At 58.9% G+C, this 16,435-nt stretch carries 13 protein-coding genes; all 13 read right to left on the bottom strand.

Features of this window, described 5'->3' with window-relative positions:
• Positions 1-17 precede the first annotated feature (17 nt).
• Genes HUN04_24895 through HUN04_24835 form a run of 13 tightly spaced genes read right to left on the bottom strand, consistent with a single transcriptional unit; the run spans position 18 to position 16,431 of the window.
• Entirely contained in the window at positions 18-2,105 is a 2,088-nt protein-coding gene (locus HUN04_24895; GenBank protein ID WDP92781.1) for a DUF3488 domain-containing transglutaminase family protein, read from the bottom strand.
• Positions 2,102-3,109 carry a DUF58 domain-containing protein gene (locus HUN04_24890; protein WDP92780.1) on the bottom strand — a complete coding sequence of 336 codons (1,008 nt, stop codon included), beginning with the start codon at positions 3,107-3,109 and terminating at the stop codon, positions 2,102-2,104. Before HUN04_24890 ends, HUN04_24895 begins: the two co-directional genes overlap by 4 nt.
• Positions 3,109-4,035: an AAA family ATPase gene (locus HUN04_24885; protein WDP93404.1), complete on the bottom strand. Its 927-nt coding sequence runs from the start codon at positions 4,033-4,035 to the stop codon at positions 3,109-3,111. The genes HUN04_24890 and HUN04_24885 overlap by 1 nt, the downstream gene beginning before the upstream one ends.
• A gap of 37 nt (positions 4,036-4,072) precedes the next feature.
• Positions 4,073-5,278, bottom strand: coding sequence for an omptin family outer membrane protease (locus HUN04_24880; GenBank protein WDP92779.1), 1,206 nt, complete (start codon positions 5,276-5,278; stop codon positions 4,073-4,075).
• Positions 5,275-7,494 carry a DUF3438 family protein gene (locus tag HUN04_24875; protein WDP92778.1) on the bottom strand — a complete coding sequence of 740 codons (2,220 nt, stop codon included), beginning with the start codon at positions 7,492-7,494 and terminating at the stop codon, positions 5,275-5,277. Before HUN04_24875 ends, HUN04_24880 begins: the two co-directional genes overlap by 4 nt.
• Before the next feature lie 44 nt (positions 7,495-7,538).
• Positions 7,539-8,132, bottom strand: a complete 594-nt coding sequence (locus tag HUN04_24870; protein WDP92777.1) for a hypothetical protein — start codon at positions 8,130-8,132, stop codon at positions 7,539-7,541.
• Positions 8,133-8,137: 5 nt separating this feature from the next.
• Entirely contained in the window at positions 8,138-9,382 is a 1,245-nt protein-coding gene (locus HUN04_24865) for a type II secretion system F family protein (GenBank protein WDP92776.1), read from the bottom strand.
• A complete protein-coding gene (locus tag HUN04_24860; GenBank protein ID WDP92775.1) occupies positions 9,383-11,029 on the bottom strand; it encodes a type II/IV secretion system protein in 1,647 nt (548 codons plus the stop codon). It lies immediately after the preceding gene.
• Positions 11,019-12,128, bottom strand: coding sequence for a PilT/PilU family type 4a pilus ATPase (locus HUN04_24855; protein WDP92774.1), 1,110 nt, complete (start codon positions 12,126-12,128; stop codon positions 11,019-11,021). The genes HUN04_24860 and HUN04_24855 overlap by 11 nt, the downstream gene beginning before the upstream one ends.
• Before the next feature lie 2 nt (positions 12,129-12,130).
• Positions 12,131-12,766 carry a hypothetical protein gene (locus HUN04_24850; protein ID WDP92773.1) on the bottom strand — a complete coding sequence of 212 codons (636 nt, stop codon included), beginning with the start codon at positions 12,764-12,766 and terminating at the stop codon, positions 12,131-12,133.
• Entirely contained in the window at positions 12,759-14,543 is a 1,785-nt protein-coding gene (locus HUN04_24845) for a hypothetical protein (protein WDP92772.1), read from the bottom strand. Before HUN04_24845 ends, HUN04_24850 begins: the two co-directional genes overlap by 8 nt.
• Positions 14,536-15,942, bottom strand: a complete 1,407-nt coding sequence (locus HUN04_24840) for a prepilin-type N-terminal cleavage/methylation domain-containing protein (protein ID WDP92771.1) — start codon at positions 15,940-15,942, stop codon at positions 14,536-14,538. Before HUN04_24840 ends, HUN04_24845 begins: the two co-directional genes overlap by 8 nt.
• 15 nt (positions 15,943-15,957) lie before the next feature.
• Positions 15,958-16,431: a hypothetical protein gene (locus HUN04_24835; protein WDP92770.1), complete on the bottom strand. Its 474-nt coding sequence runs from the start codon at positions 16,429-16,431 to the stop codon at positions 15,958-15,960.
• Positions 16,432-16,435: the final 4 nt, after the last annotated feature.

The following is a 16,435-nucleotide window of genomic DNA, read 5'->3' as shown; positions in this document are numbered from 1 at the left end:
CCTTTGTCGCGTCTTTTTTAAGTCATGGAAATAAACCGGTCCACCTGGCGCCGGAACAGGGCTGACGACTCTGGGGAATGGTTGTTCCCGTACCGGATATCAATATACCGCTGGATGATATCCCCTGTGGCATCTGCCAGTTCCGGCTTTTCACTGCCAACACGGTCCATGTAAATTCCCGGGCACTCCCGCAGGCCCATGCCTGCATCCAGTTTTTCCATTCGGTTGCGGAACTTGACCCAGCTTTTGCCCACCCGGTCGATTTCGGCCCGGTTCTTCCACCAGGCCGCCCCCAGGTAAGCCATAAGGACCAGGGCCACGCCGGCCACGCCGGTGATCATGAGATCCAGCCAGTCCGAACCTTCCATGCCCACCCCTTTAAGGATGTCCATCTGGCGGTCCGGGTTATAATTGATCACCCATTTCTGCATATTGCCCAAAAGGGAGGACCAGTCGGGCAGGGTCCATTTGTCCGCCCTGGGGACCGCCGGCGCCGGCACCTTCCTGGATTCCGGGGACCGGTCTTCTTCCCTGATATTCAAGGACCGGTCGGTTTCAGCCTTTTTCATCTCCACGGCGGAGGCAGCTTTGGTCTTTTCCGCCCCGGGATCGGCTTTCTTTTCCTCAGGAGGCAGCACAATATCCTTGGGCTCCACCCTTACCCAGCCTTTGTTTTCATTCCAGACCTCCACCCAGGCATGGGCATCGGAGCGCTTGACAATGACAAAGTTCGTCAGGGCGATGATGGTTCCCCCCCGGTATCCGCTCACCAGCCGTGCCGGCACCCCGGCCGCCCGCATGAGCATGGCAAAGGATCCGGCCAGGTATTCGGCCCCGCCCCTTTTCTCCTCAAAAAAATAGCGGTCCAGCAGATCCGGCCCCGGCTGAATGATATGGCCGTCCTCATACCTGTATTCTCCCCCGGCCAGGATTTCATAGGCCCGGTGGAGAATCTCTTCACAGGTTTTATATTTTTCCCCCAGCTCCCTGCCCAGGGCCAGGAGCCTGGGGTTGGTGTTCTCCGGCCAGGCCAGGCCCCGCTGCCGCTGTTCACGGGTAAGCTGGACCCCGAAGGCATAATCCAGATAGGAGGTCATTTTAAACTTGGGTTCGTGGTCGTCGATCTTCCTGATACTCAGCAGCTGGAATTCACTGGAAATAAAAGCCTCGGGGGCAGGCCCCGCCGGCACGTCCAGGCCGTAGAGCCAGCGCCCCCCGTTGGGCATGGTCCTCAGGGTATAGCGCACCGGGTTCTTTTTATACCGCAGTTCGTAATCCAGCCGTTTTTTGGATTTAATGGCGGTTCTCAGCAGCTTTGTCCGATTGTCCCACCCCTCGGGAAGCGTCCAGGTCTCCCCGTCAAACTCCCAGAACACCGGGCCCCGCCAGTACATCCGGCTTTTAAAGGGCACGGCCCCTTCGAACTCGGCCACCAGTACATTCTGGTCTTCCTTTTTGGCCCGCTGGATGCCGCCGGGCTGAAGGGTTTTGACCTTGCCGAACTCCCCGTTGCCCCGGTCCATCATGGCCTTGATGGGCAGGCCAAAGGCCAGGCCCAGGTCCCAGAGGGGCCCGGGAATCCGGGGAAAGGTCATGAAAAGAAGGAGCATCAACGGCAGGCCCAGGAAAAACAGTTTCCCCGCCGACCGGACCAGAAAAATCTGCTTCAGCCCGGCGCCCTCCATGTGGATGGCCACCAGGCTGATTGTCAGGGCGAAAACCACCACCAGCATATGGATCAGGCTCATGAGGTTTTCCCAGTACAGGGCCCCCGCCGCCGCAAGGATGACGGCGGCAAATATCAGCAGCAGATAATCCCGCCGGGTTCGGGATTCCCCCCATTTGAGAAAGACCACGGCAATGAAAAAGCTGAGTACGGCGTTTCCCGTGAAGAACCCGCCGAAACTGAGCCAGATCCCGGCCGAGGTCCCGGCCAGCAGCAGGACGGAAACCAGTTTCCCCGGCAGCCTGGTCCGCCAGGGCCCGGCATAGTGGAGGATGCCGCCGGCAAGGGCTGCCCCCCCCACCCACAGGGGCAGCCGGACCAGGCTGGGCAGGGCAGCAAGGATCAAGGTGATCAGCACCCAAATATGGTAATAATTCATGATGCCCCCCCTTTTCCAAATCGTTTCCACTGCTTTTTCCCACCAGATTTTCCCTTCCCCTCCCCGCTTCCCTTCCTTATCCCATAGAGGGCCAGGGCCGCCAGACAGGTACCCAGGTGTTCTTCATCCCGGGCCGGTTCAATGCGGGTGCCCGGGATCTCAAGGCCGTATTCCAGATTTTTTTTATGGGTGTCCAGGATCCAGCGGCAGAGCTGGGAAATCCTGGCCTCGGTATCCTGCACATGGACATCCTCCCACCGGAACCAGAGGGCCGTATCCCCCCTGGCCCCGTCAAACACCTTTGTGTAAAGCTGGTCAAACCGGGCAAAGGCCTTCCAGTCCACCCGGGTTAAAGGGTCACCCGGCGCATACCGCCGCATATCCTTGAAGGTGCCGGATTCTGCCGACATATGGGCCTGGGTCCCGGAGGGCTGCTCGGGCAGGGGCTGGTTTCCGGCGGGGGCCGGATAAACCAGGGTTCCGGGCAGGTCCCCGGATATGAGCCGGGCCCTGAACACGCCCAGGGGAAACCCGCTGGAAATATCTGCAGGAGCCGGCCCCAGGGGCCCCCGCCTGGGAGCCTGCCGTTTCAGGACCAGTCGGACCCGGGCCCCTTTTTCAAGGTGAATCTCCTCCCCCTGTATGGCCCTGCCGGTTCTAGGGGCCAGGGCAAACCGGTTCCGGCCGCAGGTTTCCCCAAGTGAAAGGGTGTAGAGGGCCTCTCCTCCGGCAAAGACCGGCTCGGTGCGCCAGTCCGACAGAGTAAGCCCTGCCAGATTGACCCTTGTGGCATACCCGCCCACCAGTGCAATGGCGACCAGCAGAAAGGTCATGGCAAAGATCAGATTGTTTGAAAAATTCACGGACATGAGAAACCCGCAGAGAATCAGGCCGAAAAAACCCAGGCCCGGGGAACTCACCCCCAGGCGGATCTGTCCCGGAACCCGGGGCCGCCGTCGGAAAGACAAGGGCCGGTCCAAAAACTTTTTCACCGCCCCGGCCATTATTCCACATCCACCTTGGAAATGATCTCTTCTCCGATGCGGTCCGCATCCATTGTCCCTGCCAGGGGCACCAGCCGGTGGGCCGCCGCCGAAGGCAGCACCGCCTGGATATCCCCGGGGAGCAACAGGTCCCGGCCGTGGACAACGGCCCATGCCTTGGCCGCCTGCAGTATGCCTAACCCTGCCCGGGTGGACAGCCCGGTCTGGAAACTTTCGCTGTTCCGGGTAAATTCAAGGATGCGGTGGAGGTATTCAAGAACAGCCCTGGAGGCATTGACGCATTCCACCCGTGTCTGGAGAACAATCAGCTGTTCAGGAGAAAGCACCGGGTCCAGGTCCTCAATGATCCGGCGCCGGTCCTCCCCGGCCAGCAGATCAAGTTCCGCCGCCTTATTGGGATATCCCATGGAAATCCTCAGCAGGAACCGGTCCAGTTGGGACTCGGGCAGAGGGAAGGTCCCCGTCTGTTCGGTGGGATTCTGGGTGGCAATGACGAAAAAGGGCCTGGGCAGTTCCTTGGGCCGCCCCTCCACAGATACCTGGCGCTCTTCCATGGCCTCCAGCAGGGCGCTCTGGCATTTTGGCGTGGCCCGGTTGATCTCGTCGGCCAGAAGCAGCTGGGTGAATACCGGCCCCCGGCTGAAATGGAACGCCCCCCGGTTCCGGTCGTAAATGGACGCCCCGATGATATCCCCGGGGAGCAGGTCCGAGGTAAACTGCACCCGCTGGTAATCCAGCCCTAAAGTCTTGCCCAGGGTGTGGGCCAGTACGGTCTTGCCCAGGCCCGGCACATCCTCGATGAGCAGATGCCCCCGGGCCAGCAGGCAGGCCACTGCCAGCTTGATCTGTTCTTCCTTGCCCAGCACCACCTGGCTGAGGCGCTCCATCACCGGTGAAAAATCCGCTTTCTGCGGTACCAAATCCATTTTCATTTTCGTCTCAGTTTCCGTTTCTATATATCTGTTAAAATTCATAGGAAAACCCAAGGCTAACCCCCCAGGATTTCCATTGGACTTCGTTTAACCCAGTACTTCCCTGACTACCGTCTGAAAAATATGTTGTATCTGTCCCCGGATCGGTGTCCAGGGCACGGTAATTCCCGCTTAAATTCAGCTTCCATCTGTCAGAAAGCTTGTACCAATACCCCAGGGAGAAAAAACAGCCTTCTCCGTCTGCCCTGTGGCGGAAGCTGACCGGATGGGCAAAACTGGTCCTGAGGTTCCAGTCGGCTTCTGCTTCGTAACGGATCCTGTGGTATTCAAAACCGGCAGTAATCCCATGATGATCCCCCATGGGCACCTCTATATCAAAACCGATCCAGGGCCCTTTCCATTGTGCGTCGTACTCACTTTGAAGCCCTGGAAACGGTCCCAGGGGCATGGTATTTCCATGGGCGGAAACGACCTGCACCCCGTTGGTATTCTCAAGTTCCTGATTATGAAAGGAGTAGCCGGCAAGGGGAATGATCCGCAAAGGGGCAGGACTCAACCGCCAGGGGATGTCAAACCGGAACCCGACTCCCAGGCTGGCGTCAAACATAGAACCGCCGGTATCGGCATGGGATCTGGAAAATTCTTCTACCCTGTTGCTTTTTCCATAATCGGAATCCTGATTTTCCCCTCCTGCAATGGCACCGATCTCAATTCCCCCCCGGATATAAAGGTGCCTGGAATTGCTCCATCGAAACTGCCCCGAAACAACCGAACTGTGAAGGTTATCCCAGATGAGTTCCGACAAGATGTTGGGCTCGTTATCAGAATCGGCAATGGTCCAGAACAGTTTATCATTTCGGTATCCGGCATTCAGGGAAAACCGATTGGAATATTCGTGGGCATCCTTGGGCAGATGCGGTTTAACCGGAATGGTTTCACCCCCTCTCTTATCATGGGCCGGCAAAGGCTCCTTCCCGGCGGAAGGCTTCTTTGTCCGGTTAACCGATGCAATTAGGCCAGACATGGCCCCAGAGAGATCCATTGTTTGTTTTCTAACCGTTTCCCCGGCAGGAAAAAAGGACACGGTACGGCTGACGGGCGTGCCCGGATTCAAAACCAGGGTCATGGCCCGGGGCAGGCTGCCGGCCCAGATGCTTCCCCTGCAGGTAAACAGGATAAAAGCCAAACATAAAAAGCAATGGAAGCGGGCGGCCCCTTTCCCGTTCAGTACGTTCATTTCGTATGCCCCGTTAAACGGATTTCCTGCTCAAAGGACCGGCTGGAAATCAGGTAGAGGTAAGTAAAATCCCCGGCCTTGCCCCGTCGGGCCAGTTCCTGCTTTTCCAGGGTGGCGGCCAGCCAGGGGCGGTTGAGGGCGGCCACATCCAGGGGATGGGCAATGGGGGTTGTATTGGTAACCTTCAGGGCCGTGGTGTATTGCCGGCCGTCGGTCCAGGCGGCAATGGGCTCAGTGGTGATCCCCCTGTAGTCAAAGACCCGGACATGGCCCAGGGCCGCCATGTGCACCGGCCGGACATTCCCCTTTGGCTGGCGCAGATCAAAGGGAAGACGCAGCTGCTTTACAGCCACGGAGGTCATATCGATGAAGCGTTTGCGGTCATCTGCCCCATCTGCCGGCACACCCATGGCGGGCAGACCGGTCAGGGCCTCTCCGGCACCCTCCTTTACACCGACGGGGAAAGCCTCGACGCTTTCACTGGAATAATCAAGTTCGCTCAAACGATCCCGGGAAATGTCCTGGCCGTCTTTCGGCGCCGTAAGTACATGGGGGGTGATCAGCAGCACCAACTCGGTTTTCTTTTGAATTTTCTGTTGGTTTTTAAAAAAGAAACCCAGGCCGGGGATATCGCCGAGCACCGGCACCTTGGATTCGGTATCCGTATAGGAGGTCCGCATCATCCCGCCAACGGCCACGGTCATCCCGTCCTGGGCCAGGACCGTGCCTTCCAGGTTGGAGGTGTCAATGGTGTCGATGGGGACATTTTCCACAGATCCTCCCACCAGCAGGGGGATTTTCCCCCCGTTCACATTCACCGTGGAATTTTCATGGGCAATGCGCATAACCACAGAGCGGTCCGCATTGATTGACGGCAGGATGGTCAGGGTATTTCCCACATTCTCCTTCTCGGTGACCGGCACGGGGTATACATTATTCACCACCACTCCGGTGGTGGTGGTACTTTCGACCACCTGGGTCCTGAACCCCGTGGTAATAATGGTTTCCTCCCCAATGAACAGGCGGGCAGGATGGTTGTTTGCCGCCAGGAGCATGGGGGTTGCCAGGGACCGGATATTGTTGTTGTCCTGGAGCAGCTGCAGCCGCATGCGCAGATTCCCGGACAGGACCTGAAAAATCATGGTGGACCCTTCCTGGACATCAAAATTTCCCAGGCCCAGAAGGGTTCGTCCCGATGAAGTCGCCTCCTGATTCAGTGGGTTGGCGTTATGCCCGTCGTCGGGGCCGGTCTGCTGGCTGCCGGAAATCTGGGAAAGGTCAAATGCCGATTCAAACTGATCCGTCAGTTCCACCTCCAGCACCTTCATCTCCAACAGCACCTCGGGCACCTGCTGATCGGAATCTTTGATAATACCGGCGATCTCGGCCATGGCCTTTTCATCGGCCGTGCGCACAAAAAGCATATTATGCATCCGGTTTACGGTGACATAAATTGGGGCTTCGGTTCGCTGGGCTACCTGGCCCACCACCCCGGCGGAGATCAGCGAATTCCCGGCCACGCCGCTGCGGCTGAGCCGGGCCAATTGTTCCGGGGTCAGTTCCAGGCCCTGGACCCCCAGATCCTTTTCATTGGTTTTATTTTTACTGCTGCTCTCTTCATCATCATCGTCGTCGTCTTCCTCATCCCCCATTTTCCCCTCGTCATAATTGGAAGTGAACCGGGTATAGGTATTCGACACCACATAGTCGTCCCCCAGATGGCGGTCGGCTTTGCCCTTGAGTTCCACCCGGTCCCCGAACAAATCGGCAATGGTCCGGGCCGCGACCCCCACATTCATGTATTTTAGCTTGAACATCCGGGTGGGTTCGTCCCGGAACACCACAATGTCCCGCTGGTATTCCTCGGTGGTCATGACAACGTAAATCCCTGTTTTTGGATTGTGCCGGTACCATAGCCCTGCGATGCGGCAGACGGCGTCCACCACGTCGGTGACCCCCAGGTTCCGCACAAACAGGGTAACCATTTTTTCACCGGCTTCCGTGGTGGCCACAATATTTTCCCCGGTGAGTTCGGACACCACCCGCACCGCATCCTGTACCGTGGCGTCCTTGAACTCCAGTTCGGAAATTACGGGTTTGTTTTTTTTAACCGCTGCGGACGCCTTCAAAAAAGCGCCGCCGCCGGCAATACAGGCCAGAATGAAAATGCCATACAAAATTGAAAAAAACAGCCGTTTCCAGTATGTACCAAACAAGATCTACCTCTCCTCAATGGGTTTAAAATTAGGCAGCATGCCTTTTAACGCACGATGATCACGGTGCCCAGGGTGCCGGACTCCACCACCAGGTGCCGGCGGCTGATTTCCTGGATCCGGATCACCGAATCAATGCCCAGGTCGTGGAGGCCCACGGTATCCCCCTCCCGGACGATATAGACATCTCCGCCCTTGATCTCCAGCAGGGCCACCACTTCGCCGTTCCGGCCCTTGAGATGACCCTTGAGCTTCATTTTGGGCATTTCCTTGGGCTGTTCGGCCCGGGGCTTGAAACCGAATCGTTCCGGACGGGGCCGGGCAGCCGGCTGGAGCGGCCCTTCCTTTGCCCGTCTCAGCTTTTCCGACGCGCCAAAGGGATCCCGACGGGCCGTTGGGACGTTCTCTTCTTCCGGGGCCCCGGTGTATGTCTGGGCAAATCCATTGAATGTTGATACCACGGCCCTGCCGGCATCCACTGTCTTGTCCGCGGCCTTTGCGGCGGCCTTTGTTATTTTTTCTTTTACCGCGGCCGCTTTATCCGTCCCGGCACCATTACCGGAATCCCCCCGGGCCGGGGGCAGCCCGGCCAGACAGAGGCCCAGGCTCAGTACAGCGGCGGTTCTAATAATCTTCCCCATAAAATTTACATCCCTCCTTTTGACACGGCCATAACCGACTGGAACAGTGCCAGGTAGACAAAAAGCACCAGCAGCCCCACCCCCAGGATCATCACCGGCTCAATCATTGTGGCCATGAGCTTGACCCGGCCGATGAGTTCCTTCTGATAAAATTCCCCCACTTCCTGCATCACCGAATCCAGCTGGCCCGAACTTTCCCCCACGGCGGCCATATGCCGCATGAGTACTGGGATATGGGGCTGTTCAAAGGTTTTTGACAAGGGCCGGCCGTCCAGCAGCCCCTCGGCGGCCCGGCCGAAGCAGTCGGCCACGGCCAGGTTTCCGGTCACCCCCGAGGTCACCCTCAGGGAATCCATGGCCGTGACCCCGCTTTTAAGCAGCATGGCCAGGGTCCAGGCGGCATTGGCCATGGCCGCCAGTACCAGGGTGGAGCCCACCACCGGCACCCTTACCAATACCTTGTCCACGGCCCGTTTGCCCGGCACCGTGGTATAGGCGGCAAGGACGGCAAACAGCCCCCCGCCCAGCACAATGCCCAGGGGGCCGCCCCAGGTGAGAAACCAGTCCGAGATCCCCAAGAGCATGAGCATGGACCCGGGCAGTTCCGCATGGCGGGCCGCCAGAAAGGTGGAAAATTTGGGAATCACGTAAACGAGCATGAGTACAATCACGGCCAGAGAGGAGAGCAGAATGAAACAGGGATAAAACATGGCCGTGATAAATTGGAGCTTCAAATCCTTTGCCCGTTCCAGGTTTTCGGCCAGCCGTTCCAGGATGGCATCCAGGTTTCCGCTCTGCTCTCCGGAAGCCACCAGGTTGGCGGTCATGGCCGGAAACACCTTTTTTTCCTTTGCCAGGGCATTGGAAAAGCTCTCTCCCCGCCGGATTTCGTCGTTAAGCCGTTTAATCACCCGGCGCAGCCGGTGCTTGTCCTGCATATCGTGGCTGGCCTCCAGTGCCGAGACCAGCGTAAATCCCGCCCTGAGCATCAGGGCCAGCTGCCGGAAAAAAACAATAAGATCACCTGATCTCACCGGCATAAACCGGCTGGGCCTGAGCATGGACAGCCCCCTGCCGGCCATGCCAAGAAGGCCGCCGCCCAGGTCAGCCCCCTCCCCTTCCTTTGCCTTGAGCAGGAACACCGAGCGCGCCCTCAGGATCCCGGCCACTTCCTTGGGGCTCTCCGCCTCAAGGACGCCCTGCACCTCCTTGCCCGAGCCGTCCAGCCCGGTATAAGAGTATACCGGCATTTACCCCTCCTCCGGACGGTAATGGAGAAGGTCGGCCAGGGCCGCATCCCCGTTGAGCACCTTGGCCCGGCAGTCCTCCCACAGGGAGGTGAAACGGGTCGCCTTCCCCCGGATTTCCCGCTCCCCTGCCCCCTGGGCAATGGTCTCTGCCAGGCCCTTTCCGATCCACAGGGCCTCGAACAAACCGATGCGGCCCTTGTATCCCGATCCCAGGCAGAAGGAACATCCATCAGGCTCGTATAATTCCACGCCTCTGCCTTGATCCAGGCCCAGGATTTCCAGCTCCTCCAGGGTTGCAGCCCGTTTTTTCCGGCATCTGGGACAGAGCCGCCGGGCCAGGCGCTGGGCCAGGACCCCGATGAGGGTGGAGCCGATGAGAAACCGCTCGGCCCCCACATCGGCCAGCCGGGTTACGGCCCCGACGGAATCGTTGGTGTGGAGGGTGGAGAGTACAAGGTGGCCCGTCATGGCGGCCCGCAGCCCGATCTCCACGGTTTCCCGGTCCCGGATTTCCCCCACCAGGATCACATCCGGATCATGGCGGAGAAAGGAGCGCAGGGCCTGGGCAAAGCTGACCTTGGTGGAAACCTGGACCTGGGAGACCCCGTCAATAGTCTGTTCCACCGGGTCTTCCGCCGTGAGCACGTTGAGCTGGCCCACGTCCAGTTCCCGGATACCGGCGTAGAGGGTGGTGGATTTGCCCGACCCCGTTGGCCCGGTGACCAGGATCATGCCGTGGGGGCTGGCGATGGCCTTTTTAAAAGCGGCCAGCATATGGTTGGGCATGCCCAGCTGGGAGAGGGTGAGGTCCCCGGTGTCCTGGCCCAGAATCCGCATGGTGCAGCGCTCCCCCCACTTGGTCGGGATGGTGGCCACACGGATGTCTGTTTCGGGCAGATCCCAGCCCATGATCTTATATTTCATGGCCCCGTCCTGGGCCATACGCTGCTCGGCAATATCCAGGCCAGACAACACCTTGACCCGGTTGAGCAGGGCCTCTTCGTCGGCCTTGGTCAAGGAACGCTGGAACGCTTCCATCTGCCCGTCCACCCGCAGACGCACCCGCATCCCATCCTCTTCGGGCTCAAAATGGACATCCGTAACCCGGCGCAGGTAAACCTCTTTCATGATATCGTCCAGCAGGGTGACCGGATCAGCCGTTCCCCCTGCCCCCGCAGCCGCCGGTGCAGCCCCCCGCCCGGATGAGGCAAGCTGCGTCTCCCGGAACCGGGCAATGGCGGATTTCAGGGATTCGGGATCGGAGAGGCCAATCTTCCAGTGCCGGCCCGTGGCCTGCCGCACCCGGTCCAGGCTCAGCCGGTCATCGGGGTCTGACAGGACAAGCACCGGCTCATCCCCCTGGCGCTTCACCGGCAGCATGAGCCGTTTAAGCATGAGGGTGTGGGGCAACAGCCCTGCTGCCTCTGCATCAGCCACCAGGTCCCGGGGGTGGAAAAAAGCAAGATTACGGGTATCGGCCAGGGCCTGGTAGAGGGCGGTCTCGGGAAACCGGTTCTCCCGGGTCACCACCTCCAGCAGCTTTAAACGCTCCCGCTTGGCCCTGAGGCGCAGGCCGGAAAGATCCCCGTCCGGCACCAGGCCCACCTTTACGCCGGCATCAATGAGGGCGGTCTCGCTAACAGGCATAGTCCGCCACCTTCCACCCCCTTGCCGCATCCACCAGGCGGTCAAACCCCATGGGGTTGGCGCAGATGTCCAGGGCAGACTGCCGGGCGATTTTCTTTTCAAAAACCAGCCGGGCCAGATCCTGGTCCAGGGTCCACATGCCCTGGTTGGCCCCCGATTCCATCATGGAATACAGCTGCCTTGTCTTGGCCGTGCGGATGAGGTTGGCGCTGCCGTTGTTCACCCGGAGCATCTCCAGGGCCGGCACCCGGCCGCCCCCGCCAATGACCGGCACCAGGCGCTGGGCAATGACGGCTTTAAGCACCATGGAAATCCGGTGCCGCGCCACCTCCTGCTCCCCGCCGGAAAAATGGCCGATGAACCGTTCCACTGCACCCACGGCCTCCCCGGTATGGAGGGTGGAAAAAACCAGGTGGCCGGTTTCCGCCGCGGTGATGGAGGCCTTCATGGTCTCCAGGTCCCGCATCTCGCCGACCATGATCACGTCGGGGTCCTCCCGCAGGGCCGCCCGCACCGCCGAGGCAAAACAGGGCACATCCGCCCCCACCTCCCTGTGGTGGACCAGGGACGCCTTGTTTTCATGGATGAATTCCACCGGGTCCTCCACCGTGAGAATGTGGCAGTTGCGGTTCTGGTTGATCTCATCCAGGAGCATGGCCAGGGTGGTGGATTTGCCCGACCCCGTGGCCCCGGTGATGAGAACCAGGCCCGAGGGCAGGTAGGCCAAACGCTTGAGCACCTGGGGAAGGCCCGCCGCCGCCATGTCCGGGAGATCCTGGTTCAGGTAGCGCACGGCCATGGCGGGCCTTCCCGTTTCCATATAAATATTGAGGCGGAACCGGGTGCCGGCACCTGTTGTATAGCCCAGGTCCACCGTGGATTTTGCCTTAAATATTTCCCGCTGGGAATCGCTCATGATCTCCTGGACCATGGCGGTTATGGTTTCTGCCTCCAGGATCTCTTCGCCGTTGGCGGTGAGTTTTCCGTGGATCCGGTAGCCCGGCGGCCGGCCGGAGGTCAGGTGCATATCTGAAGCCCCCCTTTCAACGCAGAGGGCCAAAAGGGTGTCAAATTGACGGATAAAACGGGTCTGGTTCATTTTTAGATGGATACCTCTAAAGAAACGTATAAATCCCCGGGGTGCAGTTCTTTTACCTTGCCGTCCTTGGGAGGGGTTGCGTACAGATTCAGGTTCATGACGGAAACGTAAAAGGAAAGATCCTTGAGCCCCTGGAAAAAATCCTTAAGATACCAGAAGGGGGCCGCGGCCTGGATGAGCAGCAGGGGGCGGCCCAGCTCCGGATCCACCGGAGTCATGGTTTTACCATCCTGGTAGCGAATGCCCTTGACCGCCACCGAAAGCAGGGTTACCCCGGTGCGCTCGGCCAGGGTGGACACCTCCAGCAAAAGCTGCTGACGCACCTCGGCCGATGCCATGGGGGCAAAGCCCGTATCCAGTTCGTCAAACCCCTGCCGGGTTGCCTGGATCTGTTTTTCAATCCTGGCGATTCTGGATTCCAGGGATTTGGGAGAAGAGGAGGACCCTTTGAGATTATCAATGCGGGTCTGGGTCTCCACACGGTTTTTGCACCGGTTGAGCATTTTCTGTTTTTCCGCCAAACGGCCGGAACTGATGGGATAGAAGACAAAGGTGTAAAGGATAATGATGCATCCGCCGGCCAGGCCCTGCCACTGCAGCCGCTCGGACCGGCTCATGGCCTTCCATTTTTTAACCATTTTTCCCCCCTTTGGCCCCGGCACCTGCCCGGGACCGGACAATGTGAATGGCCAGGATATATCCGGAAAGCCCTATGGGCCCCGGCCCCTGAGTCAACTTGATATCCCCCACCTTGTACTTCCAGTCGGCCAGGGCCTGGTTAAGCTTTGTCCCGAACTCCTGGCCCTCGGTGTCCTTCAGGGCCCAGGCCTCCAGGTAGAAACCGGACCGGTCTTCATTTTCCATGAATTTATCCAGAACCACCCCGTCGGTGACGGCATTGCCGATGGCCTCCATCATCCCGGGCACCAGGTCCTGGCGGTATCGGATCACCGTATCCAGAATCTCCTGCAGCCGCTTCTGCTCGGCCAGTTCCTTTTCCTTTTCCGCCAGGGTCTCCTCCAGTTTATTGGCCCGGGAAATGGTGGACATGGCCTGCTGTTTCATCTTTTTGCCGTTTTGCAGCTCAATCTCGCACAGGTCCAAATCCCAGGCATATTTATCACCCTGGGCGCGGATGTAGCCATCGTATCCCCCGAGCCCGGCCAGAAGCAGAACCAGCAGGGCCCAGGGCCAGAAGTCCTTATCCTTCCACAGGGGCGGTTTGGGCTCCTGGGCCTCAATGCGCACCAGAGTGCCGGCAGGGGTCCGGCCCAAGGCATGCCGGGCCGCCCCTTCCATGGAAGACCGGATAGCAAAGTGGCAGGTTTCCGTATCCATATCCCCGCTGGCAGCAACCATGGCCAAACCCACCTCCCGGCCCTCCAGCCCCCGGTAAAAGGCCTCTGAAACCGGCGCCTCAAGCTCTGGATCCATGGCAAAAAAGACATGACCGGTTTTCGGGGTGAGACATCTCAGGACTTCCTGGGCCAGGTTTTGGGGATCAAAGGCCCCGCCCTGCCCCGGCTTGACGGTAAATGCCTGGATATGGCCGTCTTCCACCCGGACCAGGCCGGCCTGTTCCTGGCGGACATGGACCAGGACCCAGCCGCCCCCACCGGGCTGCCGGCCTGAAACCAGGGGGAGCACCGTTCCCAGCTGGGGATAAATCCAGGATAGAAAAATCTTATTTTGCTTAAAGGCCTCCTGCCACCGGCTCCTGATACCGTCGCCGATGCCGGCGGCCAGCCAGGCAAAGCGGCCGTCGCCCTCCCCCCCCTGGGCGCACCATCCCGTGGCCAGATCGTCATCCATTTCCGCCAGGATCTCCTGGGCCTGGAGGCATTGGGCCACCTGCTCCTTGGCCGCCAGCCCCCCGTAGACATCCGGCCCCGTGCCATCAGCCGAGGCCTCGGCCTCCCGGCGCTGCTCCGCCGTGATATGCCCGGCCCCCTGGAGCAAACTGCCCAAAGACCACAGTTCCCCCTGGCGGAAAAAAACCTCCTCCAGCTCCCAGCGGACCATTTCGGCCATCTGGGGCCTGGGCCTTGGCTTTTTGGGGTTTACGGGAAGGGAAAGCAGGTCCGAAGCCGCCGAAGGGGTGATGAGCACCGCGGTTTTGGGCAGCCGCTTTTTTTTGCCCTGTTTCAGCCCGGCCACCACCTCGGCCACGGCATCGCCCATCTCCGGCGCCGTGGAAACGGCAACAGCCCCCATTTTACAGTCCGGGCCCAGCCCGCAGGCCGCCACGGCCCCGTACAGGGCGCTGCCCGTGGTTTCAAATACCAGGATCCGTCCCGGCCTTTTTGGCAGGTTTAATTTTTTGCGGATGCGGGGCGATTTGTTTTTTTTCTTCTTTCTTTTCCCGCCGCCGCCCGCCGGCGCACGGAATTTGAGCTTCTTTAAAATTTTATTCAATATCCCATTCCAATTCCGGAATTATATTGCCCGGTACAACAGTAAAGTGCCGCCACTGAGTTCCCGTCTTGGGAAAGGGGGTGTCGGTACATGCATTAGCTGTTTCGTCGAATTCATAGAGTCGGTATCCCGCTCTGCCCTGGGGCAGGGAAAAGGCTGTCGACTCACTATTCATTGCAAATTCAAGCCGCTGCCGAGTGCCGTCCCAATTAAAAAAAAACGGACGGGAATCCTGTTCTGCAATGACACCTGAAACCCTGTGGGCAATTGTCATACATACGGACTCAGACAGAGCGGACAAATACCAGGTTTCGCCAGCCACAGTGCAGGATGCTTTATCGGTAAATGATGTATCCGTGCAGATCCCAACACCGTTGTACAATTGAATCCAGGAGCCGAACGTCCCGGAGTTGTCGCCGCTGTAGTCCTTTGTGGTGCAAGTAGATAAATCCCTTGTAAAATCAATGCACTTGTTGATCGGGTTGCCGTCAATATCAATTCCCCCCCAGACTCCGTTGATACCGCCGCCGTATTCCGTACCGGAACATGAGGCTGAGTCCTTTGTTGAATCCTCACATCCGGCTCCAACATGGCCGGGGGGTAACCATACCCCGCCAGCGACTCTGCATGCCCCATATGTATCCGCACCTTGAACAGATTCCCACACCCCAGTGCCGGAAGGCACTTCACAGGCTCTTCGGGTACTGCTGCTGCCGCTACTGCACTTCCAGCAAGGTGCCGGTGCATCAATATCAACGGGGAGTCTACCGTTGCCAGAAGCATCTGTAACTTCAACAAAATATTCATTCCCAGACACCAAGGGAGGTGGAGTATTCGGGGCAGCAATTGTATAATCTGGATAATCTTTTTCGTATATACCGGTACCTCCTGAGGCATTATCCAATCCTTGGCTGCCTACTGTTAAATCACCGGTTCCGACATCCACATTAAATTGCCATCCATAATTATCAGTTCCATCATCGTTACCCCAAGCATCGGGAAAGCGGGCTCCACCTGTCATGGACGAAGCAGAAATGTATGGGCCGTTCCACCCAACCCTAAGACCGTAAGTGGCACTATAATTGTTGGCCACATGACTACCTTGAGACACCAAATCACGAAGACTACCGGGCAACGACCCCATATCCGCCACATACCCCCGGACTTCCGGGGCACCGTTCACCGTACGGGAGACATCCCCGATAATGGCCCGGCGGATGGCGGCCAGCCGGTTCTTGGTGTCCTCAAACCGGACCTGGTTGTTATTATTGCCCACGGTATCCAGGGTCATCCAGGCCACGGTGGAGAGGATAGCCACCACCATGAGCAGCTCCAGGAGGGTGAAGCCCTGCTGGCTTTTCCAGACGGGAAGTTGTTTTTTATGGAAAGATGGTTTCATAGCTTTCAGGGGCGGCTACCTGGCCGTGGGGTAAAAATCCACCACAAGGATAGCCGGGCCTTTGGCATAGGAGTAAACATGGTATCCCAGGAACCTGGCGGCGCATTCCTCCTGGAGGCCGGATTTCAGTTTGGCCGCGGCCCCTTTTTCAACATAGACCGGAATGATCCGCCCTTCCCCGGACTCCACGAACATCCGATGCCCCACCTCGGGCATGGGGCTGATCCCGGCCATCTGCATGGCCGTGTACACATAGCTCATCTTTTTGGCTTCGGGGAAACGCTTCATTTTGGCTTCGAATGAGACAGGCACGGCCATCTTAATCATCCGCCTGCCCTGGCCGGCCACTGCCTTTTTTTCCTGTTCAATGAATTGGTCCAGCTTTATTTTCTTGAATTCCTCGTCCCTGGCCCCGGAAGCCGGGCTCCAAACGGTCGTCATCAGCACCAGGCATGTTGCCAGCCGCAGTATAAATTTTAATCTTTTCACTTAG

The organism is Desulfobacter sp. (assembly GCA_028768525.1).
Lineage (GTDB): Bacteria > Desulfobacterota > Desulfobacteria > Desulfobacterales > Desulfobacteraceae > Desulfobacter.
This window is presented reverse-complemented; position numbering and strand designations above follow the sequence as displayed.